The following is a 24,352-nucleotide window of genomic DNA, read 5'->3' on the forward strand; positions in this document are numbered from 1 at the left end:
GATTTACTACTTACCACTATTTACCATAATTAATCAACCACTTCACCATCTCCGGATCATAGTGGGAGAAAAAGAGTGTTTTAGCTGTATCAAGCGCAGCGATGGCCGCCATGTCATCCGGTGCTAATGAAAAATCAAAGACATTGAAATTCTCCATCATACGTTCTTTATGAGTCGATTTAGGAATCACGATGATATTGCGTTGAATCAGATAACGCAGTGCGACCTGTGCCACTGATTTGCCATATTCTTTACCGATTTCCTGGAGAGTCGGGTTGGTAAAGAAGTCGTTTCGTCCTTCAGCAAACGGTCCCCATGACATAATTTTAGTACCATATTCTTTCATTACTTCCTGCAACTTTATCTGTTGGTTGAAAACGTGTGTCTCTACCTGATTGACGGCAGGAGTAATTTCACAGAATTCTGCCAAGTCTATAAAGCGGTCAGGATAGAAGTTGCTGACACCGATTGCACGGAGTTTACCAGCCTTATATGCTTCCTCCATAGCCCGGTAAGTTCCATAATAATCACCGAATGGCTGATGAATGAGCAGTAAGTCTATATAATCACTTTTTAATTTGTGAAGTGATTCATCAATAGAAGCTTTAGCTTTTTCGTAACCGGCATTTGAAATCCATACTTTTGTAGTGATGAACAGTTCCCCACGTGGTACGCCGCATTTACTGATTGCATTTCCAACACCTTCTTCGTTATGATAGGCTTGTGCCGTATCAATAGAACGATAGCCCACACTGATTGCATCCGACACGCAACGTTCACACTCTTCAGGCGTAACCTGATAAACACCATAACCTAAAATAGGCATTTCAATGCCATTGTTCAATTTTACTTTTTCCATAATCGAGTATATTATTAAAATAAAAGCGTATTCTAATGTTTTTATTATCTTTATTTCCTCTATGCAAAGTTAGTCTGTAAAAGGTAATCTGTTTTTATATAGATTACGGGTTTTGCTACCTTTTTTACGGATAACTCTATCTTTGCATTTAATATCTACTATTATATAGTCGTTTTTTGAGTATTTTGTTCTTCATATTCGTAGTATAGGAAGTTAAATCAATTAAAAGAAGCATTATGAATAAATATTTTCTTGTTGTATTGTTGTCATTATTCATGCAGGTTGCTAAGGTGGCAGCAGCCCCCTGGCAATGGTCAGTGGAAATAAAAGAGCTGATTTCAGAAGAGACAAACGCCCACCCTTCTGCCTATCTATGGATACCGGAAAACTGTAAACAAGTCCGTGCCGTCATCATCGGGCAACACAATATGACCGAAGAAACAATTTTCGAGCATCCTGAATTTCGGAAGAATATGGGCAAACTGGGAATTGCAGAGATATGGATCACTCCCGGAATAGACCAACGCTGGGACGTGACAAAAGGTACCCAACAAATCTTTGAAACAATGATGAAGAACTTGTCTGAAATAAGCGGATATACAGAACTGGAGTTTGCCCCGGTTATACCTATCGGACACTCGGCAATGGCTACTTATCCGTGGAACTTTGCCGCCTGGAATCCTGAACGTACATTGGCCGTACTCTCTATTCACGGTGATTCTCCCAGAACTCATTTGACGGGTTACGGGCGTGCGAATTTGGATTGGGGAACCCGTACGATTGAAGGTATCCCCTCATTAATGGTGATGGGAGAGGACGAATGGTGGGAAGACCGGTTGATAACCTCTTTCGATTATCGTCGTGAATATCCGAATGCTCCCCTTTCATTTCTTGCTGATGCAGGACACGGACATTTCGACATATCCGATGAATTGATTGATTATCTTTCCCTCTTTCTGAAAAAGACAGTGGAATATCGGTTGCCGGAGCATTCGTCATTGGATGCTCCGATTCAGTTAATTCCGGTAGAAGCAAAGAATGGCTGGCTGGCAGACCGTTGGCGAAAGAATGAAAAGCCTACAGCCGAAGCCGCTTCCTATGATAAGTATAAAGGAGACAAGAACCATGCGTTTTGGTATTTTGATAAGGAAATGGCAGATGCCACAGAAAAATATTACGCCAATGAGCGTGGAAAGACAGAGCAGTATATCGGTTTTGAGCAAAAAGGAAAACTGATCACTTTCAATCCGAAATCCCATGTACGTATGTCTCCTTCTTTTCAACCCGAAGCGGACGGAGTCACTTTCCACCTGAAAGCAGTGTACACAGATACGTTAAGGAACGAATATTCAAAAGAACACAGTACGCATCCCATTCGAATGTCGAGAATTTGCGGTCCGGTGGAAGTGGTGAATGATACAACTTTTACTGTTCGTTTCTATCGGATGGGATTGGATAATCCTAAACGTACAGGAGGCATCTGCCTGATGGCTTCCGTAAAACAGGATCATAAATACCGGAGTGCCGTTCAGCAGGTAGAGATTCGTATTCCTTACCGGAATAAGGAAGGGATACCCCAACGTATAATTTTCCCGAAACTATCCGATGTAAAAGCTTCAGTGAAAGAAATAAGTTTAAATGGAACTGCTGACTCCGGCCTTCCGGTTTACTATTATGTAAAAGAAGGTCCGGCAGAGATAAAGGGAGATAAACTGGTATTGACTAAAATTCCCCCACGTGCAAAATTTCCGGTAAAGGTGACAGTGGTAGCCTGGCAATATGGGCGTAGCGGAGAACCTAAAGTGCAGACTGCTGAAGCAGTAGAACAGAGCTTTTATATTACTGCCCGTTAGTTTGACAAAGAGATTGTTCAAGGAATCAGAGTACTAATTCCTTGAACAATCTTTCCAAAGTCTTATCTAAATCAGTAGAAAATCCCGGATGTGGGCGAGATACTTGTATGCAGGAACTTTTTACTGCAGTCAGCCAACGAAATCTGTCAGGAATATCCATATTGGCTATGGCTCCTCCCTCTTTATTTCCCATGCATATCTTGTCAAAGACTTGTAACCCTTCTTTCAGGCAATTCATATCCAGTTCGGAAGAAAATAGTTTTAGTTTGTTCTCATCTATCGTATAGAGGGATTTCAGGTATTTAGCTTGTTTGGAAAACAACACAATCCCCATATTGATAAACTCCTCCCGTTCTACTTTAGGAACGAAACGGATGACTGCGTATTCATATAAGTGCCTTTCTTGCATTTTGCGCTTCATTTACAAATGTTTCGGAATGTTTCATCCTTTCTTCTAAAAATCGAATATAAATGTCTCTCAAATCCTGTGGAGTTTCTGTGCCTTCTGTCCAGTTCAACCAGTCGTCGGGAATAGCATTGACTATCTCACGGATTTTATCCGAAGTCAATATCTGTCTGAATTCGATATCTACCTCTTCCAGTTTATCGGCAAACGGCAATAATACATGGTCTTTTATTTGTACAAAAGGAACCAGTGCCTGTTTTTGCCAGTTAGTCCAGGAATGGTGGAAATAAAGGGACGCCCCATGATCTATCAGCCATAGTTCTTTGTGCCATATCAACATATTGGTATTTTTAATGGTACGGTCTACGTTAGTCAGCAAGGCATCCAGCCATACTACTTGCGAAGCCGTTTTTCCATCTACTTGATGTACTATCGGATCAAAAGTCAACGAACCGGAAAGGAAATGCAATCCCATATTCAGTCCTCGACTCCATTGAAGTAAATCCTGTATCTCTTCGTCTGCTTCCGTTCGTCCGAAGGCCTCGTCCAGATTCAGAAAAACTATTTCGGGGACTCTGAAACCCAGTGCACGGGCTATCTCCCCACCAATCAGTTCGGCAATCAGCGCTTTTGTTCCGTGTCCTGCCCCTCTGAATTTGACTACATACTTAAATTCATCGTCAGCTTCGGCTAGAGCAGGCAATGAGCCTCCCTCACGCAGAGGAAGAATATATCTTGTAACATTTGCCGTACGTAAATCCATGTAGCTCCTTTCTTTAATTTGGGGAATAAAGATAGGACGTTTCAGATGAATTTTATAAGAAAGTGGGCTTTAAATTAAAGAATTGTAGCTTAATTAAATAATTTTGTGGCTTTGAGTGTTTAAGGCACCTTGTTCGTATCTTATAGATAAAAGATAGAAATAATATGAATAAGAAAGTTTTAGTTACGGCAATCTTGTTTGGTTCATTGACAGTATCGGGTATAGTGTCAGCTCAATCTGTATATCCCGGACAACATCAGGGAAAGTTGAAAAAGGAAACAGTGGCTCCCCTTCAGGCGGAAAGTTTTGATTTGAAAGATGTTCGCCTGTTGCCAAGTCGTTTCCGTGATAATATGCTTCGGGATTCTGCCTGGATGACGTCAATAGATGTGAATCGTCTGCTACATAGCTTCCGTACCAATGCCGGTGTATTTGCCGGACGTGAGGGCGGATATATGACAGTAAAGAAACTGGGTGGTTGGGAATCTTTGGATTGCGAACTTCGCGGACATACTACCGGACACATGCTCTCGGCACTTGGTTTGATGTACGCAGCTACCGGCAGTGAGATATTCAAACTGAAAGGCGATAGCTTGGTTAACGGATTGGAAGAAGTGCAGAATGCACTGAAAAACGGATATTTGAGTGCCTGGCCCGAGGAACTGATAAACCGGAATATTCAGGGAAAAGGTGTATGGGCTCCCTGGTATACTCTGCACAAACTTTTCTCCGGGCTGATAGATCAGTATCTGTATGCGGATAATAAGAAAGCATTGATTATCGTCACCCGAATGGGGGATTGGGCATACAATAAATTGAAACCCCTTAGTGAAGAAACACGTAAGCTTATGATCCGCAATGAATTTGGTGGTATCAATGAGTCATTCTATAATTTATATTCAATAACGGGAGATGAACGTTATCGCTGGCTGGCGGAATATTTCTACCACAATGACGTAATCGACCCATTGAAAGAACTTCGTGATGACTTGGGAACGAAGCATACCAATACTTTCATCCCGAAAGTGATAGCCGAAGCCCGTAACTACGAGTTAACCCGCAACGAGACAAGCAGGAAACTATCGGAATTCTTCTGGCACACCATGATTGACCATCATACTTTTGCTCCGGGATGTAGCAGTGACAAAGAACACTACTTTGATCCGAAGAAGTTATCCCAACATCTGACCGGCTATACCGGAGAAACTTGTTGTACCTATAATATGCTCAAACTTAGCCGCCATCTTTTTTGCTGGACGGGCGATTCATCTATTGCGGATTATTATGAAAGGGCATTGTATAATCACATCTTGGGACAACAAGACCCTGAAACAGGTATGGTAGCTTATTTTCTGCCTTTGCTTTCCGGGTCTCATAAACTGTATAGCACAAAAGAGAACTCTTTTTGGTGCTGCGTAGGTAGCGGATTTGAGAATCATGCAAAGTTTGGAGAAGCCATCTACTACCATAACAATCAGGGAATATATGTAAATCTATTTATCCCTTCACAGGTAACCTGGAAAGAAAAAGGACTGACAATCCGTCAGGAAACGGAATTCCCACAGGAAGAAACAACACGTTTTACTCTTCAGGCAGAAAATCCTGTCCGCACGACTATTTATCTGCGCTATCCTTCGTGGAGCAAGGATGTAAAAGTGTTGGTAAATGGTAAGAAAATATCTGTGAAACAGAAACCTGGTTCTTATATTGCCATTACCCGTGAATGGAAAGATGACGACCAAATCTCGGCTACTTATCCGATGCAAATCAAACTGGAGGCTACCCCGGATAATCCGAACAAGGCAGCTTTATTATATGGTCCGTTGGTATTGGCGGGAGAACGGGGAACTGAAGGTATGCAAGCACCTGCTCCTTTCTCAAATCCTGCTCTTTATAATGATTATTATACCTATAATTTTCATGTCCCTGCACATTTGCGTACCTCTTTGAAACTAGATAAGAAACACCCTGAACGTGCTTTGCAACGTGTAGGAAGTGATTTGAAGTTTACGACAGAACAAGGAGATGTGATTCGTCCGCTATACGATTTGCATCGCCAGCGCTATGTCGTATATTGGGATTTACAATCAGAAAAATAGATAGTAAACAACGAAATGAAGAATCGTTTATTAATTGCCGCTTTTGTAAGTATCTGCTTTTTGTCCGGTTCTTGCAAAATATCATCCGGTCAGGGAAGTCGGTATAACTTCTCTTCTTTGGATTCTGTTATCCAAGGATGGGTAGACAAGGGATATTACCCCGGAGCATCCATTTGTGTAGTGAAGAATGATACCGTCATTTTTCAGAAGAACTATCGGGATTATACACCCGATACAAAAGTATATGTCGCTTCTGCCGGAAAATGGGTAGCGGCTGCTGTCATAGGCGCGGTGGTAGACCGTACTGATTTGGGATGGGATGATCCGGTAGAAAAATGGTTGCCGGAATTTAAAGACGATGCTAAAGGTAAGATTCTTCTCCGGCAATTATTATCCCATACATCAGGAGTACGTCCATATCTTCCCGAGCCCCGTGTAGATAACTATAATCATTTGGATTCGGCAGTCACTGAAATTCTTCCTTTGGATACAATCTTTACTCCCGGCACTCGTTTTGAATATGGTGGACTTGCCATGCAAATTGCCGGAAGAATGGCAGAAGTGGCGATGGGAGAGGAGTTTGAGACTCTTTTTCAGGAACTGCTGGCACAACCTTTGGAAATGAAGAACTCTCATTTTACCCCAATCAACACGGACGGCGGACATGCACCCATGTTAGGGGGCGGACTGTGTACTACAATGAATGATTATCTTCACTTCCTGTCCATGATTTATCACGATGGAATGTATAATGGCAAGCAAATTATATCAGCAGAAACTGTGAAAGAAATGCAGGCCGACCAAGTGAAAGGCGCCATAATTCCTTCGAATGACTCGGATAATTATGTAGCGAAAGGACTGGGACAATCCCACAATGGAATCTACGGATTAGGAGAATGGCGTGAATTAATAGATAAAAAGACAGGCGAAGCTTATCAGATTAGTTCACCGGGATGGGCCGGTGCTTATCCGTGGATAAATAAACACGATAAAGTTTACGGGTTCTTCATTTCTCATGTAACAGGTTCTTCTGCTAAAGAAGACGGTTTCTCTTCTTTCTTTGGCAGCCCTGTCATTTCACGGACCGTTTCGGAAATACTGAAAGGGAAGCCATTGGTTGTCAAACAAGGACGTATCAATGTAGGAAATGGCTCTCTATACTATGAGGAAGCCGGTCAGGGTGAACCGATCATCTTTGTACACGGTCATTCGCTTGACCATCGTATGTGGGATGAGCAATTTTCTGTGTTTGCGAAAAAGTATCATGTCATTCGCTATGATTTAAGAGGATACGGCATTTCTTCTTCCCAAACAGAAGATTATCAATTTATGCATGTTGAAGATCTGGTTACTTTGATGGACTCTTTGCACATCAAGAAAGCGCATATCGTCGGACTTTCTTTGGGGGGATTTATCACTGCTGATATGTTGGCGTATTTCCCAGACCGGATGTTATCGGCTTTTTTAGCCAGTGGAAACATCCGAAAGTCCAAAGGTCCCAGTGAACCGATGACTAAAGAGGAAGCAAAGGTACGTGATGACGAAATAGCTGCCCTGAAAAAGAAAGGAGTGGAAGTGATGAAGAAAGAGTGGTTTGAAGGATTAATGAAATCCGGTGGTAGCCAGCGTGAACGGATGCGTGTGCCTTTGTGGCAGATGATTGACGAATGGGATGCGTGGCAACCGCTACACAAAGAAGTACGGGTAGTAGCAGGGCTGGATGCTATTGAAGAATTGAAGAAGAGTCACCCTGCTGTACCTGCCTTAATTGTAGAAGGTCATTCTTCTGATAACAAATTTTCAAAAAATCCTCCCATATTGGAATATCTACCTAATGGAAAGCTGAAAATCATAGAGGATTGCGGGCACATGATGAATATGGAGCGACCGGAGGAATTCAATGCAGCTTTAGAAGAATTTTTAATCAATATTGAACAGTAAAATGAAAAAGCAATAAATATCATGAAACAAATAGTTCTATGCCTGATCGGAATATTATTAGCATCGTTTGTATCTGCACAAAAGATAAATCATCCTTCACTTTTGTACACCCCTCAACGCATTCAGCAGGTAAAACAACGTATGCAGAATGAACCGAAATTGCGGGAAGCCTGGGAGGATATTCAGAAAACCGCCGATGAAGCTTTACAAAAGAAAGATTTCAATCGGTTGGATTATTTGTCGTTGGCTTATCTGATGACGGATAATAAAGAGTATGCAAATATAATCAAAGAGATTCTTTTGAAAGCTGTGGAAGCCGAATCCTGGGGAGATATGGAAATGATGGCACGTATTCCAGTCTGGCGTTCGCAACTGGGCATGGCACATAAGAGCTTCCTTTCTGCCATAGGATATGATGCGGCTTATAACATAATGTCTTCTTCGGAAAGAAAAAAGATTGCCGAAGGCTTGAAACGATTGGCTGTAGAGCCTGCCTTGGGCGACTGGCTGTTGGAACCTACCCGAATCCATTCTTTGAACTCTATGGGACACAACTGGTGGACTTCCTGTGGATGCCAGGGTGGAATATTAGCATTAAGCCTACAGAATGAACTTCCCGAAGTAAAAGATTGGGTGGAGCAACTTCATGAATCACTTCCCGAATGGTTTGACTTTGCCGGCGATGCCTTGCAACAGAAAACAAAGAGTTTTGATGAGGCCGGAGGAATGTATGAAAGTTTGAATTATGCAAACTTTGGTATTCAGGAAGCCCTATTGTTTCGAATCGCTTGGATAAACACTCATCCGGGACAAAATCCCGGCAATATACCCCAATTGGCAAAACTTCCGAACTACTTTTCTCAAGTATGCTATCCTCGTACAGGTATGCTGTATAGTTTGAATTTTGGTGATAGTCATAAGAATGTATCAGCAGAATCCAGTATGATGTTATTGTATGCATTGGGACTGAAAGACCCGACTATTCTGTGGTATATAACCCAAGTAGAGCAAGGACAGCATCGCGATGGATTTTTCCTGAATCGTCCGATGGGCTTTCTCTATACCCCTGATTTGAGTAAAGCTCCCGTAACTCCCGATTTGAAAACCTCACAGCTATTCTCGGATTTCGGTTGGGCCACCATGCGTACTTCTTGGGAGAAGGATGCTACGATGCTTGCTGTGAAAAGCGGTCATACGTGGAATCATTCCCATGCGGATGCCAATTCCTTTATTGTTTTTCATAAAGGCGTCGATATTATCAAGGATGGAGGAAACTGCTGGTATCCCAATCCTGCCTATCGCAACTATTTTTTTCAAAGCCAGGCACATAATGTAGTCCTGTTCAACGGGGAGGGACAACCTCGTGAACAACAGTATAGCGGCTCTACTTTGCGAGGAAATCTTTATCATCTTTTGGATGCGGGTAATGTGAAATATGTTTTGGCCAATGGAACAGGTCCTGTCTCTAATAATTTCAGCCGTAACTTCCGTCATTTCCTGTGGATGGATAATGTGATTTATATGATCGATGATTTGAAGACACATAAGGTAGGACAGTTCGAATGGTTATGGCATACCAATGGAACTTATAAGAAATCGGGCATTGACGTGAATGTGACAAACGGAAATTCTTCAGTAGTCATCCGTCCTTTATATCCCCGCATGTTGGCTAAGTCCGATTTTGTGCACGACTATCCCGAAGATTTATATTGGGAAGAAATAGAAGCTCCTACGGAAGATTTGAAAGGAACCGAAAAATATTATTCATTCCATTTACCAGCCGAGGTGAACCGTGTGAAAGGACTGACAGCTATTATTCTGAAAGACGCTCCCGATGAAAAAGACCTGCCTCAAATGGAAAGACGTGAAGGGCAGGACTGGATAGGGCTTCGTATCCGTCATAAAGGTAAAATTACCGATTTATATATCAACCAACTGGCGGATGGAAGATTAATGCACAGTAATTCATGGATTATGCCCGACGGCTGGATGACAGATGCTTATATGTTTGCAGTTTCTTACCCAGAAGGTACTGAAGCAAAGAACGCTAAGGACTTCTTTATTGCTTATGGAAGTGCATTGAGACGGGGTAATGAAACTTACTTTTCATCATTGGCTAAGCTGTTCGTTATTCAGAAAGCAGAAGATAAGAAACTTGATCTTTGGATAAACGGACAGCCGAAGATAAATACCACCTTTAGAAGCACAAAGAAGCCTGTGTCTGTAGAAGTGAATGATAAGAAAATCCCGGTAGTTTATCAGAAATCGCAGGTGAAAGTGAAATTATAAATTCTACAACATCGTTCTTGTATATATGCTGTTATCTTTTTCTAAGGTAGTAAATTCTTTATTTTTGTTACTCAAATATTTTTCAAATAACATTGAGTAAATAATTTAATCCCTTCGTATTTGTTTATGTGCATATAGAGAATACGAAGGGATGACTTTTTTAATTATAAGTACTTCCTTTTGGAGATTTTTATGTATGTTTGTCACATGTTTAATATGAAAGGAAGCAGTTGTAAGTGAAAGACACGATTAAATATCTGATTCTTATATTAATATATTTGGCTTGTGGTGTGGAACTACAAGCTAAAGACTATATATTCCGTAATATTGTCATGTCCGATGGGCTGTCAGGACTGTTGGTCAATGCTATTTATAAAGATTCCGAAGGTTTTGTGTGGTTAGGGACAGATAATTGTCTCGACCGTTTTGATGGAGTAAAAGTACGCCATTTTGAATTCCGGGGTATTGAATCAGGAAGAAAGAAACGGGTAAACAGCGTTACAGAAACAGCCAACAAACAACTGTGGGTGGGAAATGGAATCGGACTTTGGCGTTTGAACCGTGCGAACAGTCAGTTGGAAAGAATTGTCCCCGAAAAGATTGATTTTGCCGTAAATACTTTGTTGGCTAATGAGGATGGTCTTTATATCGGCACAGAGAAAGGCTTATTCATTCATAAAGACGGTCAATTACTACAGGTCTTGACAGACCGGAATATGCTTGCTGCCTGTAACAGAATCATGGATATTTGTCTGAATGAAGACAAAACCGTATTATGGCTGGCTACGGTGCAGGGGCTGTTCTCTTATTCACTGAAAGACGGAAAGATTGATTCCTGGCATTTTCAGGAGAATGTGCCCGAAGCCGATTATTTCCGTTGCCTGACCCGTATTGGAGAAACGCTTTATCTAGGCACAATGAGCCAAGGTGTAGTACGTTTTGATATAAAAAAGGAAACATTCTCTCATACAGTATCTTTAGGCTGCGATGTCATTTCTGATATATCCAGCGATGGGAAAGAAACTGTGTACATAGCTACTGACGGTAATGGCGTCCACTTCCTTTCACACAAAGACCAACAAGTGACACGTCGTTTCTACCATGATGTCAATGATAAGGAAGGAATTCGCAGTAATTCTATTTATTCCTTACTTGTAGATGATAGAGGTGCCGTCTGGGTGGGGCATTTTCAGGCAGGGCTGGATTATTCACTCTATCAGAACGGCCTTTTCCGTACGTATGCCTATCCACCTTTATTCAATTCGGCAAATCTTTCCATTCGTTCTTTCGTAAACAGAGGACAAGAGAAAGTTATCGGTTCACGTGACGGTTTGTTTTATATAAACGAAGCTACCGGAGTAGTGAAAAGTTTTGTAAAGCCCGTTTTGACTTCAGATCTGATACTGACAATCAGCTTCTATCAAGGAGAATATTATATCGGTACGTATGGTGGCGGTATGATGGTACTGAATCCGGGAACATTATCTCTGAAATATTTTGCACAGGGCGATACGGAGCTTTTTCAAAAGGGACATATATTCTGTGTGAAACCGGATGCAAAAGGAAATCTTTGGATAGGGACTTCACAAGGACTCTTCTGTTATAACGGACAGACCAAACAGATCAAACACTTTACTAGTGCTAACTCCCAACTGCCGGAGGGCAATGTGTATGAAGTAAGTTTTGATTCTACAGGCAAAGGATGGATTGCTACCGAAACCGGTATGTGTATTTATGATCCGGCTTCTCAAAGTTTACGCTCTAATGTGTTTCCGGAGGGATTCGTTCATCGGGATAAAGTGCGTACTATCTACGAAGATGCTGGACACAATCTCTATTTTATCCGTGAGAAAGGGAGCTTGTTTACATCTACTTTAACGATGGACCGTTTCCAGAACCGCTCTATCTTTTCTACTCTTCCGGACAATTCGCTAATGTCTGTTGTAGAAGATAACCAAGGCTGGTTGTGGGTGGCTTGCAATGACGGGTTATTGCGTATCAAAGAAGAGGGAGAGGAATATGATGCTTTCACTTTTAATGATGGAGTGCCGGGACCAACTTTTACGAATGGAGCTGCTTATAAAGATGAAAAAGGACTATTGTGGTTTGGTAACACTAAAGGACTGATTTATGTCGATCCGAAACGTGTGGACGAGGTGCGTGGCAAGGTCCGTCCGATCGTATTTACTGACATATTAGCTAATGGTGTCCCTTTTACCAGCTCCTCTTTGAAATACAATCAGAATAATTTGACTTTCTGTTTCACAGACTTTGCTTATGGTCTCCCATCTGCCTTACTATATGAATATCGATTGGAGGGAGTGGACAAGGACTGGAAACTATTGGCTGCGCAGAACGAAGTCTCTTATTACGGACTTTCTTCTGGAACTTATATTTTCCGTGTACGCCTTCCGGGAAATGAGCAATCGGAAGCTATCTGTCAAGTGACAGTACGCCCTATGATACCTTGGTGGGGATGGACGCTTTCCATTTTATTAATCGTAGGAATTATAGCCTTTATACGGTATTATGTCTGGAAACGTATGCGTCGTTTGCTTGTTTCTTCTGCTTCGCTGGTTTCGGCATCATCAGTAGAGGAGGCGATACAACAAAGAGAACAGTCTGTAGAACATCCGGAAGTAATTTCAGAGCAACAACCTTCCGTTGTTGAAGAGAAATATAAGACCAATAGACTGACTGAAGAGGAATGTAAAGAACTCCATAAGAAACTGGTGGCTTATGTGGAGAAAGAAAAGCCATATATCAATCCCGACTTAAAAATGGGTGACCTGGCTGCTGCATTGGATACTTCCTCACATTCATTATCGTATCTTTTGAACCAGTATCTTAATCAGTCCTATTATGACTTTATAAACGAATACCGTGTCACTCAATTCAAGAAAATGGTGGCGGACAGCCAATATTCACGTTATACATTGACTGCATTGGCGGAACTTTGTGGATTTAGTTCGCGTGCTTCTTTCTTCCGGTCATTCAAAAAGAGTACGGGAGTTACTCCGAATGAATACATCCGTAGTATTGGCGGCACAGCCAAAGAAGAGTAACTTTTCGACTTATTATCCCTGAAATCTATTTTGCATCCATATTCCCTTCACCCTTCACTTCTCCCTGTTCATCGGGGTTAGAGGGTGAACCCTGCCCTTTCACTTGGTGAACCCCTTCTCTTTTATTCTTTTCCTATCTCCAATCTGTTATTAGATAAGTTCTTCTTCTCCCCATCTAAACTTCCTTTTCCTTAATTGCAAAGTTGTTTTTTATAGGAAGCAAACTTTAAATGCAAGTTTTGTTTTTATAATCAAAGCTTGCATTTATAAAAACAAAGCTTGCAATTATATAATCAGAACTTTCATTTATAGTTTATCATTAACCAAAAGCAACTTTGCAACAAGGGCAAAACAAGTTTATCATTAATGAAAAGGAACTTATCTCTTAATGTCCTGCATCATCATTAGCCTGAATGTAAGATAAAGGGAAGGCCAAAATGGTGAAGAAAGGGACTAAAGAGGTGAAGGGGGTGAAAGCAAATGGGTATAAGGAGAGCGAAAATACATTGTTTTTTAGTAAACAGAGTATCAGATTATAAAATGAGACTCTGTTTGTTGTGAGTGTAACTAGTTGATATTTAGTGAAATATATGCGAATAAGTCTATCTGGATTCTCAGAGATTACTCCGCCCTATTTTCAAGCTGTTATATCCGAAATCCCCTCTATATTTGCATCGTGATCAAAACCGAAAAAGATAGTATTATGGAGACAATAGCTAACACTTACAACGACATTATCACCCGTTCTTATGAAGAATATTATCAGGTGATTCTTACCTATATTACTTATCGTATCACTCATCGCTACGAAGCGGAGGATCTAACCCAAGATGTATTTGTACGTCTGCTGGACTACAAACAAATGCTCCGTCCGGACACTGTGAAATATTTCCTGTTCACTATTGCCCGCAATATTGTAATCGACTATATCCGTCGTTATTATAAGAAGCAGGAGATAGACAGCTATATCTATGACACTATGTCCACTTCTACCAATGAAACCGAAGAAAAAATTATCGGTGATGATTTAATGACAATGGAACGGACCCGTTTGGCTGCCATGCCCGAACAACGTCGGTTAATTTATACATTGAACCGCTTCGAAAATAAAACGTCTCCGGAAATCGCAAATGAACTGAATCTAAGCTGCAGGACGGTGGAAAACCATCTGTTTCTGGGACGTCGTGAAATGCGCGAGTTTTTCCGGAATTGTATATAATCTTATTCATTAATAAATAACCCTTTGTGCTTATGGAAAAGGAGTCAGAATTTACAAAGAGGTACTTGTATGCCTCACCTTATTTTAGAGAACAAAAATTTAATACTATTTTTAAACCTCAAATTTAATTTTATGAAACGAAGAGGATTAATATTTAATTCGCGACCTAACAAAACAGCGGTGTTTGCGTTAGGATTAATGCTGGGACTTTGTCCTGTTTCAAAGGCGTGGGCTGATGCGGATTTAAGTGACAATCAGGTAGTAATGCAGACGCAAAAGAAAGTGAAAGGTCAAGTGATTGATGCGACTGGCGAACCATTGATTGGTGTGAATATTAGCGTTATTGGTGGAACTGAAGGCACGATTACTGATATTGACGGGAATTACACGGTCAGTGTGCCGACAGGTGCAAAATTGAAGTTTAGCTATATAGGCTATAAAGACCAGCTAGTGGAGGTGGGTACGCAAACTATTGTCAATGTGAAAATGCAGGAAGATAGTGAAGTTCTGGATGAAGTAGTTGTTGTGGGATATGGTTCACAGAAGAAAGAGACATTAACTGGTGCGGTGACAGTCGTTTCCGATAAAATGCTGGAAAATAAAGGTGCTATGTCGAGTCCTGTACAGGCATTGCAAGGGCAAGTACCGGGAGTTATTATTACCCGTTCCTCCGGTGCTCCGGGTGATGAAAGCTGGGGAATGAAACTGCGTGGTGCTGTATCGGCCAATTCCACAGACCCGTTAATCATTATTGATGGAGTAGAATACGAAAGTGTGAATGAACTTCGTTTGCTTAACTCTGCCGATATTGAATCCATCAACTTTTTAAAAGATGCTTCGGCGGCTATCTATGGATCGAAGGCAGCAGGTGGTGTTATTTTGGTGACTACCAAACAGGCTAAAGAAGGAAAGGCTAAAATAGAATATAGTGGTTCTTATACGCATAAATTTGTCGGTTTACAGCCTAAAATGATGAGTATTGACCAATGGAGTGAAGCTATTATTACTACTCGTCACAACGATGGTTTAGGTGATGATGACCAATGGATTAAATATGCACAGCTTGCTCAAGCTTATAAAGGTGGATATATTGATTTATCTAAAAATCCGAATCCGATACCCGCTTTCGGTGATGTGGACGATTATGTCTTTATGGATACTAACTGGCAGGATGTATTGTTTGGCAATGCAGGTTCTACGCAGCACAATTTGAGCGTATCCGGTGGAAACGAAAAGTCGTTGTATCGTCTTTCTGTAGGTTATATGTATGATGATAGTACCTTGAAATGGGGAAATAATAATAATAAACGTTTCAATGTTCGTTTGACGAATACGGTAAAGTTGACGGATAGGTTTACTATCGAATCCGTGATGGCTTATAACCGCCAGGATCAGGTGTCTCCAACGATGATTGACAGGGTTCTGACTTCCAGTTATCCCCAGCCGGGATTGCCTTCCTCTACTATGGATGGCAAACCTTATCATTGGGGTGGAAATTATACTCCCAACTGGTATGCAGAACTGGGAGGTGATAATAAATTGAAAGTATCCGGTATTAATATTAGTGAGAATTTGAAGTATCAATTTACTTCTTACTTGGATGCAGTAGTCAATTTAGGTTACAATACATCTACTGCGACACGTGATGGAGTAAAGAACAGCATTACTTGGTACACCTATGACGGAACGTTGAGTACGGCAAAGACAAATGCTATCAATAATCCTAATCAGGCCTCTACGGAATATTCGAAATCTTTTGCCCGTACTGATTACTACTCTGTTTCAGGCTATTTGAATTATCACCAGACATTGGGAGAAAAACATAATGTTACAGCTATGCTTGGTGCACAATATAATTTGAAAGAGTATGATTATACAGTGGTGACAGCGAAGGATGTGCAGAGTTCATTGGAAATATTGAATGGATCGGGTGAAATAACATTGAAAAACTCGGCAAAAACCTCCGGTCCAAGTAAATGGCATGAAGCTATGATGTCATATTTCGGACGTTTCAATTACAATTATATGTCTAAGTATCTGTTGGAAATGAATCTCCGTTATGATGGTTCTTCTAAGTTCCGTCCTGAGAACCGATGGGATTTCTTTTATGGATTCTCGGGTGGATGGCGTCTTTCCGAAGAGGAATTTATGAAAAACGTGAAATTTGTCAATGAACTAAAATTGCGTCTTTCTTATGGAGTCGTTGGTAATCAGTCAGGTATTTCACGTTATGATGGTATGCAGTTATACAACTTTAATTCAGTCAATGGGGCTTACATTGGTGATGGAAGAATCTCCTATATTAAGACTAGCGGTGAAATTGCTACTATGGGACGTAGTTGGGAACGTATTCATAATTATAACTTAGGATTGGACTTTCATTTGTTTGACAGCCGCTTGCAGGGTACGGTAGAATTGTTTATGAAGAAGAATAACAATATGCTGATAGCAGTTGCTTATCCGGGAATTCTGGGAGATAAAGCTCCTGCTTCCAATAGTGGAAAATTTGAAGCAAAAGGATATGAAGGAACTGTGACATGGTCGGATAAAATTGGAAAAGTGAACTATCATGTGGGAGGTACATTTACCTATGCTGATAATAAACTGGTAGACTATGGTGGAGTGACGGTATTTAAATCCGGCTTTGTAGACAAACAACAGGGATACTCGTTGAACTCGGTATTCGGTCTGAAATATTGTGGAAAGATTCAGACAGAAGAACAATTGCGCAAGTACATTTATAAATATTATAATAGTAACGGTATAGGTATGCCGAAGGATCTCCGTTTGGGTGATAATATGTATGAAGATGTAAACGGTGATGGTAAGTTGGATGAAAAGGATTATGTTTATTTGGGTTCGGATGATCCGAAAATTTCCTATTCGTTCAATGTCGGAATAGAATGGAATAATTTTGATTTGTCTGCTGTATTCCAAGGTACGGCCAAACGAACCATTTTCCGTGACGAAAGTAATGATAATTATCGTATACCGATGCGAGCCGCTCACTTGAATTCAACGACACAATCTGTGGGAAATGTGTGGAGTCCTGATAATAGAGACGGACGCTATCCGACATATACTAATATTAGTACGATTAATAATTATAATTATCAGTGTTCTTCTTGGTCGGTAGAAAATGGTAATTATCTGCGTCTGAAGAGTTTGACATTAGGCTATAACTTCCCAGCTTCATTGCTTAGCAAGACGAAAGCGATCAGCAGACTTCGTATATACGTATCTGGAGCCGATTTGTGGGAAGTGAGTAAGATTAACGATGGATGGGACCCCGAAGCTTCACGCAAGGTATCCGGTAATGGACGTTTCCCGTTCAATCGTACTTGTACTGTCGGATTAGATGTAACCTTTTAATACTTAGAATATGAAAATAGTAAATACAATAAAAACTATATTGCTGCTTTCGGTAGTCGTGATTTTACCGTCTTGCCTTGATCTTGATCCGCAAGATCAAATGTCGGATGCAAATTTGTGGCAGACTCCAAATGATTATAAACTGTATGCTAATCAGTTTTATGAATGGACTCGTGATTTTTCGAGTGCCGTATATGATGGTCCTCATAGTGATACCCGTTCGGACTTGATGACTTCAAGTAGCTACAATGAATATAGTAAGGGAATTAATAATATTCCGGTGTCGGATGGAAATTATACGGGAGCTTATACAAAGATTCGTTATGCTAATATTTTGTTACAAAAAGCAGAAAGTTATCCTAACCCGACAGACATAGCACGCTATGTTGCTGAAGCTAAATTCTTTCGTGCATACGAATATTTTGATTTACTTCAGTTATTTGGAGATGTAATTGTGGTGACTGAACCTATTGATATCACCGATCCGAAAATGAATGCCCCTCGTGATGACCGTTCGAAAGTGGTAGACCTGATCATTGAAGATTTGAAGCAAGCCATTCCTGATTTACCGAAAGAGAATGCTATTGCAACAGCTGATAAGGGACGTGTTTCACAGGGAGCTGCCCAGGCTTTTCTTTCTCGTGTGGCGTTGTATGAAGGTACATGGCAGAAATTTAGGACAGGGGATGTAACTCGAATCAATGATTTGCTTGATATTGCTGCTGAGTCTGCTTGGGAAGTAATTGATAGTAAGCAGTATGAAATATTTAAACCGGCGGAATTAGGTACAGATGCTTATAAATATCTATTTATTTTAGAAGATGTTCAGTCCAATCCGGCTAATATTAAGAAAGATAAAAATAAGGAATATATTTTCTCACGTCGTCATGATGAAGTGATTGCTCCAATCGGTAAGAATATTACTAAGAATTGTTTTGCCAATGTACAATGGGTAACTCGTAAATTGGCGGAAATGTATTTGGGAGCGGATGGACTTCCAATTGACAATGCGCAGTCGACTGCCGGTGTTGACTATTCTACTCCAGACAACGAGTATGCAAAACGTGATAACCGCATGACGAATACTTTAATGGCACCGGGACGGAAATATTGGAATAACAATGCTTCTCATACCACTTGGACAGATGCGGATAAAGCTGCTTTTGATAATAAAGATTTCTATCCGACTAGTGGTAGTGGATATAACAATCAAAAATGGGCAACGGAACGTAATGTGAAAGATGAATATGAAGGATATGACTTTCCGATTATTCGTTATGCTGAAGTGTTACTGAACTATGCCGAAGCGGTATTTGAGAGAAATGCGGATGCAGAAGGTAACATCATGGATGCTTCTAAAGTGGATGCAGCATTGGTATATTTGAATGAGGTTCGTCAACGTGTGAATCCGAATATGCCGGGACTCACTACTTCTTTTGCTACTACTCATAATCTGAAAATGCGTGAAGAGATTCGCCGGGAGCGTACAGTGGAACTTTTCAATGAGGGCTTCCGTATTGATGATTTGAAACGTTGGAAAATTGCTGAAACGGAAATGCCGGAGAATATGTTAGGCGTAAAATGGAACACGTCCGGTGATTGGGCAACGTGGGCCGGAAAATGGTCTCCTTCTTATTCGTTGGAAGATGGCTGTTTGCTTATCGAAACCAATCGTGTGTGGAGTAATAAAAATTATCTTTATCCACTGCCGTCAGACCAACGTCAGTTGAATCCTAATATCGGTCAGAATCCGGGATGGTAATGTCGGGAAAAACTGATTTTATATGTTGAACATTAAAAGAATAGAATTATGAAATATACATTATTGAGTCTAGGCTTAGTGGCTGTTTTCTCATTGTCGGCATGTGATGACGGTAAGGTATTTGGTGATGGGCTGGATGAAAAGACACTAATCTCCGAGATTGAATTGACCAATGTGGAGAATGGAAAATTAACATTGGCTGCAACTGTAGATTATACAGACTCTTTGATTACTTATAAATATTCTCCGGAACAACCGAGTAACCCTAAGGTTAAATGGACATCATCGAATGAAAAAGTAGCTACTGTGTCACAGGATGGACTTGTGCATGCTGTAAGTGCAGGTAAGGCAAATATTATGATTACTCCGGAAGTAGGCTTTGGTGCAACAGCTCTTTTTGAATTGACTGTTGTGCCTGAATTTAAGCCGATTACAGATTTTGAATTTACGGAAGCCGATAAGGCTGAGCTATTTGCTTCAGAAGAAAGGACATTGAAACCAACCATTCTTCCGGCAGACCGTACTTATTCTACGATAACATGGAAAAGTAGTGATACGTCTATTGCGACTGTAACGAAGGATGGTGTAGTGAGAGGCGTTGATGGTGGAGAAGAGGGAAGAACTGTTACCATTACTGCTGTTTCTTTGGATAGAGGAGGGTATGAGGAATCTTTTGAATTAAAGATAATGCCGATAATCTATATTGATGAAATCACATTCGGGACACAAGAAGATTTGTTGCCGGGTGAAAGTGTGAAACTGAATTTCACTACCTATCCGGAAAATGCAACCGTAGCTTCTTTGACGTGGACTAGTAGTGATCCGAATGTTGTAGAAGTAAGTGACCAGGGAGTTGTAACTGCCAAGAAATATGGTGAAGTTACTATTATGGCTGCTACAACTATGGGACAGGAGTTTTCCACAACTGTAAAAGTTCCTAAGGGCTTGATAAAGGAAGACTTTGATGGAGAGACTACTTCTTGGTTTACAAACTTCAAGGGAGCATCAGGAGAAATCAAAGATGGTAAATTTGTAGTGACAATGGGATCACAAAATAATGAAAAATGGCGTGGAGATATCGCTTTGAGTCTAGATGGCAAGAAGACTGAGAATACATTTGTAGATCCGGATAACTATCCGTATGTTGCGATTAAAATTAGTGGCATAGGTTTTGAAGGTGGCACTGGTAATCTTACTTTTGATACGTCTTTGGGAACATATAAGAAGAATGGTGCTAATGGACATGAAATTATGTACGGTACGGATCAAATACCTGTTTATTATTATGATCTTACAATAGAAAATACGTTTGTAAATAAGTCAGGAGCTACTACATTAGATGGAGTAACAGAATTCAAAACGTTCCAGTTTAAGGTTGCTGATGTCTTGAAGTCTAAATATCCGGCTGGTAAATATGAGGTATATTGGATTAGAACATTTAAAACTAAAGAGGCTTTGACAGAATATGTAAATGCTAATAACTAATTGAATCATGGGAACAAAAATATATATATTATCAACGATGCTTGCACTCAATTTGAGTGCATGCACCGATATCCAAGATGGCACTACTGATATTGATTCATGGCCAGCTATAAATGAATATACATTGAATCATCCTTGTATGCTTCATACGGATGCTGATTTTACTTATGTGAAGTCTAAATTAACTCGGACTCCTTGGAGCGAAGGATTGGATAAATTGAAAAATTCGGGATATTCTTATTCTAATTATACTCCTGAAGCACAAGAAATCTTAGGGCGTATGGATGACAAGAATTGGTCTGCTACATTTCCCGATTGGTGGAATAATTATACTTATTTCTATGAAGATGCAGCAGCGGCTTATCAATTAGCCCTTCGCTGGAAACTAGAAGGTGACATAGCTTGCGGACAAGCTGTAGTTAGAATCTTGAATGAATGGGCTACTACTTGCAAAGGACTTGTTCGTGTCAAGAGTCTTGCCAACGATAGAACGTATGATCCGAATGGAGAAATTGCGGACCCGAATGAATATTTGATTTCTATTAATGTTCATCAGATGGTAAATGCTGCAGAAATCATGCGTACAGACGAAACTCTTTTCAAGAAGGATGAATTGGCTGCATTTCAAACAATGGTAAAGAATGTTTTTTATCCGGCTGCTTCTGATTTTCTGGCTCATAGAGAAAGTTGCAAACAGCACAGTTGGTTAAATTGGGATCTGGCACAGATGACTTCTATTTTGTCTATTGGCATTCTTTGTGATGATCAGGATATGATTAATGAGGCTATTCTTTATTTTAAATATGGAGTAGGAAATGGTTGTATTGACAATGCAGTACCTTTTCTTCATCAAGATCCGGATGGTCATGGAATGTTAGGGCAAGGACAGGAGTCCGGTCGTGATCAGGGTCATGCAACGCTTTGTGTTTCTTTGATGGGGGCATTCTGCCAAATGGCATATAATATCGGTGAGGATTTGTTTGCTTATGATGGAAACAAGGTGCTTGCTATGGCTGAATATACGGCTAAATATAATTTGTGGAAAGACTTTGATGATACTTCTTCCACATCAGATGAGAAATTTGTGTATCGTAAAAAAGATTTCCCCTATACCTATTATGAGAATTGTAGCTGGCAGTGCCCTGAACTTTCTTCTCAGGAAAAGAATGATAAATCGAGAGGTGAAATACGTCCTTGTTGGGCTTTGATTTATAATCATTATAAAACCAAAGGCTTGGATGCATATTATACCAAACAGTTTATGGATGGCATGGGTGTCGAAGGTGGTGGAGGACATTACGGAAGCACAAGTGGTGGATTTGACCAATTAGGGTTTGGTACACTAATGTACACAAGAGAATAAAATATTATTTTCTAAAAATAATTATGAGGGGATTAGGTATTTACCTAATCCCCTTCGTATATATAAGCAAATAGGTCAGTAAATAGATTGTTTGAAAAGGAAATTAGATTCAGTTTTCTGAGAGATTAGTTTTATCTATGAGGTAGAAAGAATCTGTTTTTAGGAATAACATTTGAATTTAGAAAAGAATTATTAGTTAGGTACTATGCGTAAAAAGATTCTGTTTTTAGCAGGAATGATGGCTTGCTGTTCATTGGCAGGTGCACAAGAAATTTCTAAGACCTGGGTGGCTGATAAGGGAAATGGAACTTATCAGAACCCGGTTCTTCATGCAGACTATTCGGATCCGGATGTATGTGCAGCCGGAGATGATTTCTATATGACAGCGTCCAGTTTTAATTGTATTCCCGGAATTCCTATTCTTCATTCCAATGATTTGGTTAATTGGTCGTTAGTAAACTATGCGTTACCGGTTCAGGAGCCGGAAGCCTTCTTCGATAAGGCACAGCATGGCAAAGGCGTATGGGCGCCGGCCATTCGTTTTCATAACGGAGAATTTTATATTTACTGGGGGGATCCGGATTATGGAATCTATATGATTAAAACCAAAGACCCGAAAGGAAAATGGAGCAAGCCGGTATTAGTGAAAGCAGGGAAAGGAATGATTGATGCAACTCCTTTGTGGGACGAAGACGGGAAAGTATATTTGATACATGCTTATGCCGGAAGCCGTAGTGGAGTGAACAGTATCCTCGTCATTTGCGAACTGAATGCGGAAGGAACAGAAGTTATTTCCGATCCGGTGATGGTGTTCGACGGAAATGATGGAAAGAATCATACCGTAGAAGGACCGAAGCTCTATAAACGCAACGGATACTATTATATTTTTGCTCCGGCAGGAGGGGTAGCAACCGGTTGGCAATTGGTACTTCGCTCAAAGAACATCTATGGCCCTTACGAATCGAAAATCGTGATGGCACAAGGAAAGACAACGATAAACGGACCTCATCAGGGTGGCTGGGTAGACACCAATACAGGAGAATCCTGGTTCGTCCATTTTCAAGATAAAGGCGCTTACGGACGTGTGATTCATCTGAATCCGATGATGTGGGTAAATGACTGGCCTGTAATCGGAGTGGACAAGGATAAAGACGGTTGCGGTGAACCTGTAACGACTTATAAGAAACCGAATGTGGGAAAGACCTATCCGATCGTTACTCCGCCGGAGAGTGACGAATTCAATACCCGGCATTTGGGATTACAATGGCAATGGCATGCCAATAAAAAAGACACTTACGGGTTTACTACCGATTTGGGATTTATCCGTCTTTATGCAGGCAGCCTTTCGAAAGAGTTTGTGAACTTCTGGGAAGTTCCTAATCTGTTGATGCAAAAGTTCCCGGCTGAAGAGTTTACAGCTACGACCAAGCTGACATTTACTGCCAAGCAGGATGGAGAACAAACCGGAATTATTGTGATGGGATGGGATTATAGTTATCTTTCTATTCGCAAGGCGGGGGATCAGTTTATTCTGCAACAGGCAGTTTGTAAGGATGCGGAACAGCAAAATCCCGAACAGATAAAAGAATTGGCAAACATTCCGGTAAAATATCTAAAGATGCCGGGAGTAGCAGATAATGAATGGCAAACAGTTTATTTACAGGTAAAGGTTCGGAAAGGAGCCATTTGTACATTTGCTTATAGTCTGGACGGGAAGAAATATACGACAGTGGGAGAGTCTTTCACAGCCCGTCAAGGCAAATGGATCGGAGCCAAAGTTGGAGTATTTTGTGTAACTCCGAATGAGGGCAATCGTGGATGGGCAGATGTAGACTGGTTCAGAGTCAATTAAAAATTAAGAATTAGAAATTAAAGT

At 40.6% G+C, this 24,352-nt stretch carries 14 protein-coding genes; 11 read left to right on the plus strand and 3 right to left on the minus strand.

What is annotated here, in order from left to right:
- Positions 1 to 16: 16 nt before the first annotated feature.
- Complete coding sequence (locus BACFIN_RS08310; RefSeq protein ID WP_007754261.1) at positions 17 to 859, minus strand: aldo/keto reductase; 843 nt, start codon at positions 857 to 859, stop codon at positions 17 to 19.
- A gap of 236 nt (positions 860 to 1,095) precedes the next feature.
- Between BACFIN_RS08310 and BACFIN_RS08305 the strand changes: the two genes are divergently transcribed.
- Positions 1,096 to 2,712, plus strand: a complete 1,617-nt coding sequence (locus BACFIN_RS08305; protein WP_007754263.1) for an alpha/beta fold hydrolase — start codon at positions 1,096 to 1,098, stop codon at positions 2,710 to 2,712.
- A 25-nt stretch (positions 2,713 to 2,737) separates the two neighbouring features.
- Here the strand turns inward: BACFIN_RS08305 and BACFIN_RS08300 are convergent, their stop codons facing one another.
- Together BACFIN_RS08300 and BACFIN_RS08295 are read right to left on the minus strand one after the other, a co-directional pair.
- Positions 2,738 to 3,121: a DUF3037 domain-containing protein gene (locus tag BACFIN_RS08300; RefSeq protein WP_004305884.1), complete on the minus strand. Its 384-nt coding sequence runs from the start codon at positions 3,119 to 3,121 to the stop codon at positions 2,738 to 2,740.
- Positions 3,099 to 3,881 carry a HipA family kinase gene (locus tag BACFIN_RS08295; RefSeq protein WP_004305885.1) on the minus strand — a complete coding sequence of 261 codons (783 nt, stop codon included), beginning with the start codon at positions 3,879 to 3,881 and terminating at the stop codon, positions 3,099 to 3,101. The genes BACFIN_RS08300 and BACFIN_RS08295 overlap by 23 nt, the downstream gene beginning before the upstream one ends.
- Positions 3,882 to 4,045: 164 nt before the next feature.
- On the opposite strand from BACFIN_RS08295, the gene BACFIN_RS08290 reads away from it, so the two are divergent.
- From BACFIN_RS08290 to BACFIN_RS08245, 10 genes are all read left to right on the plus strand, one after another.
- The gene (locus BACFIN_RS08290) at positions 4,046 to 5,980 is read left to right on the plus strand and encodes a glycoside hydrolase family 127 protein (protein WP_007754266.1); all 1,935 of its coding nucleotides are present in this window, start codon (positions 4,046 to 4,048) and stop codon (positions 5,978 to 5,980) included.
- A 15-nt stretch (positions 5,981 to 5,995) separates the two neighbouring features.
- Positions 5,996 to 7,921, plus strand: a complete 1,926-nt coding sequence (locus BACFIN_RS08285; RefSeq protein WP_032839655.1) for an alpha/beta fold hydrolase — start codon at positions 5,996 to 5,998, stop codon at positions 7,919 to 7,921.
- Positions 7,922 to 7,942: 21 nt separating this feature from the next.
- Positions 7,943 to 10,210 carry a heparinase II/III domain-containing protein gene (locus BACFIN_RS08280; RefSeq protein ID WP_007754268.1) on the plus strand — a complete coding sequence of 756 codons (2,268 nt, stop codon included), beginning with the start codon at positions 7,943 to 7,945 and terminating at the stop codon, positions 10,208 to 10,210.
- A gap of 236 nt (positions 10,211 to 10,446) precedes the next feature.
- The gene (locus BACFIN_RS08275; RefSeq protein ID WP_007754269.1) at positions 10,447 to 13,275 is read left to right on the plus strand and encodes a ligand-binding sensor domain-containing protein; all 2,829 of its coding nucleotides are present in this window, start codon (positions 10,447 to 10,449) and stop codon (positions 13,273 to 13,275) included.
- 703 nt (positions 13,276 to 13,978) lie between these two features.
- Positions 13,979 to 14,494: an RNA polymerase sigma-70 factor gene (locus tag BACFIN_RS08270; protein WP_004308586.1), complete on the plus strand. Its 516-nt coding sequence runs from the start codon at positions 13,979 to 13,981 to the stop codon at positions 14,492 to 14,494.
- A gap of 69 nt (positions 14,495 to 14,563) precedes the next feature.
- A complete protein-coding gene (locus BACFIN_RS08265) occupies positions 14,564 to 17,866 on the plus strand; it encodes a SusC/RagA family TonB-linked outer membrane protein (RefSeq protein WP_007754293.1) in 3,303 nt (1,100 codons plus the stop codon).
- Between the two features lie 10 nt (positions 17,867 to 17,876).
- Complete coding sequence (locus BACFIN_RS08260) at positions 17,877 to 19,628, plus strand: RagB/SusD family nutrient uptake outer membrane protein (RefSeq protein WP_007754305.1); 1,752 nt, start codon at positions 17,877 to 17,879, stop codon at positions 19,626 to 19,628.
- Between the two features lie 48 nt (positions 19,629 to 19,676).
- Complete coding sequence (locus BACFIN_RS08255) at positions 19,677 to 21,113, plus strand: DUF4979 domain-containing protein (protein ID WP_007754308.1); 1,437 nt, start codon at positions 19,677 to 19,679, stop codon at positions 21,111 to 21,113.
- Between the two features lie 7 nt (positions 21,114 to 21,120).
- Positions 21,121 to 22,476, plus strand: a complete 1,356-nt coding sequence (locus BACFIN_RS08250; protein WP_007754310.1) for an alginate lyase family protein — start codon at positions 21,121 to 21,123, stop codon at positions 22,474 to 22,476.
- A gap of 205 nt (positions 22,477 to 22,681) precedes the next feature.
- Positions 22,682 to 24,328: a glycoside hydrolase family 43 protein gene (locus BACFIN_RS08245; RefSeq protein WP_007754315.1), complete on the plus strand. Its 1,647-nt coding sequence runs from the start codon at positions 22,682 to 22,684 to the stop codon at positions 24,326 to 24,328.
- Positions 24,329 to 24,352: the final 24 nt, after the last annotated feature.

The sequence above is a fragment of the Bacteroides finegoldii DSM 17565 genome (assembly GCF_000156195.1).
Classification (GTDB): Bacteria; Bacteroidota; Bacteroidia; order Bacteroidales; family Bacteroidaceae; genus Bacteroides; species Bacteroides finegoldii.

What these genes read in the sequence shown, in the direction of transcription:
- BACFIN_RS08290 (WP_007754266.1), top strand. Translation starts at nt 4,046, where the DNA reads ATGAATAAGAAAGTTTTAGTTACGGCAATCTTGTTTGGTTCATTGACA.
- BACFIN_RS08285 (WP_032839655.1), top strand. Translation starts at nt 5,996, where the DNA reads ATGAAGAATCGTTTATTAATTGCCGCTTTTGTAAGTATCTGCTTTTTG.
- BACFIN_RS08300 (WP_004305884.1), bottom strand. Translation starts at nt 3,121, where the DNA reads ATGCAAGAAAGGCACTTATATGAATACGCAGTCATCCGTTTCGTTCCT.
- BACFIN_RS08260 (WP_007754305.1), top strand. Translation starts at nt 17,877, where the DNA reads ATGAAAATAGTAAATACAATAAAAACTATATTGCTGCTTTCGGTAGTC.
- BACFIN_RS08305 (WP_007754263.1), top strand. Translation starts at nt 1,096, where the DNA reads ATGAATAAATATTTTCTTGTTGTATTGTTGTCATTATTCATGCAGGTT.
- BACFIN_RS08310 (WP_007754261.1), bottom strand. Translation starts at nt 859, where the DNA reads ATGGAAAAAGTAAAATTGAACAATGGCATTGAAATGCCTATTTTAGGT.
- BACFIN_RS08245 (WP_007754315.1), top strand. Translation starts at nt 22,682, where the DNA reads ATGCGTAAAAAGATTCTGTTTTTAGCAGGAATGATGGCTTGCTGTTCA.
- BACFIN_RS08295 (WP_004305885.1), bottom strand. Translation starts at nt 3,881, where the DNA reads ATGGATTTACGTACGGCAAATGTTACAAGATATATTCTTCCTCTGCGT.
- BACFIN_RS08250 (WP_007754310.1), top strand. Translation starts at nt 21,121, where the DNA reads ATGGGAACAAAAATATATATATTATCAACGATGCTTGCACTCAATTTG.
- BACFIN_RS08265 (WP_007754293.1), top strand. Translation starts at nt 14,564, where the DNA reads ATGCCTCACCTTATTTTAGAGAACAAAAATTTAATACTATTTTTAAAC.
- BACFIN_RS08270 (WP_004308586.1), top strand. Translation starts at nt 13,979, where the DNA reads ATGGAGACAATAGCTAACACTTACAACGACATTATCACCCGTTCTTAT.
- BACFIN_RS08255 (WP_007754308.1), top strand. Translation starts at nt 19,677, where the DNA reads ATGAAATATACATTATTGAGTCTAGGCTTAGTGGCTGTTTTCTCATTG.
- BACFIN_RS08280 (WP_007754268.1), top strand. Translation starts at nt 7,943, where the DNA reads ATGAAACAAATAGTTCTATGCCTGATCGGAATATTATTAGCATCGTTT.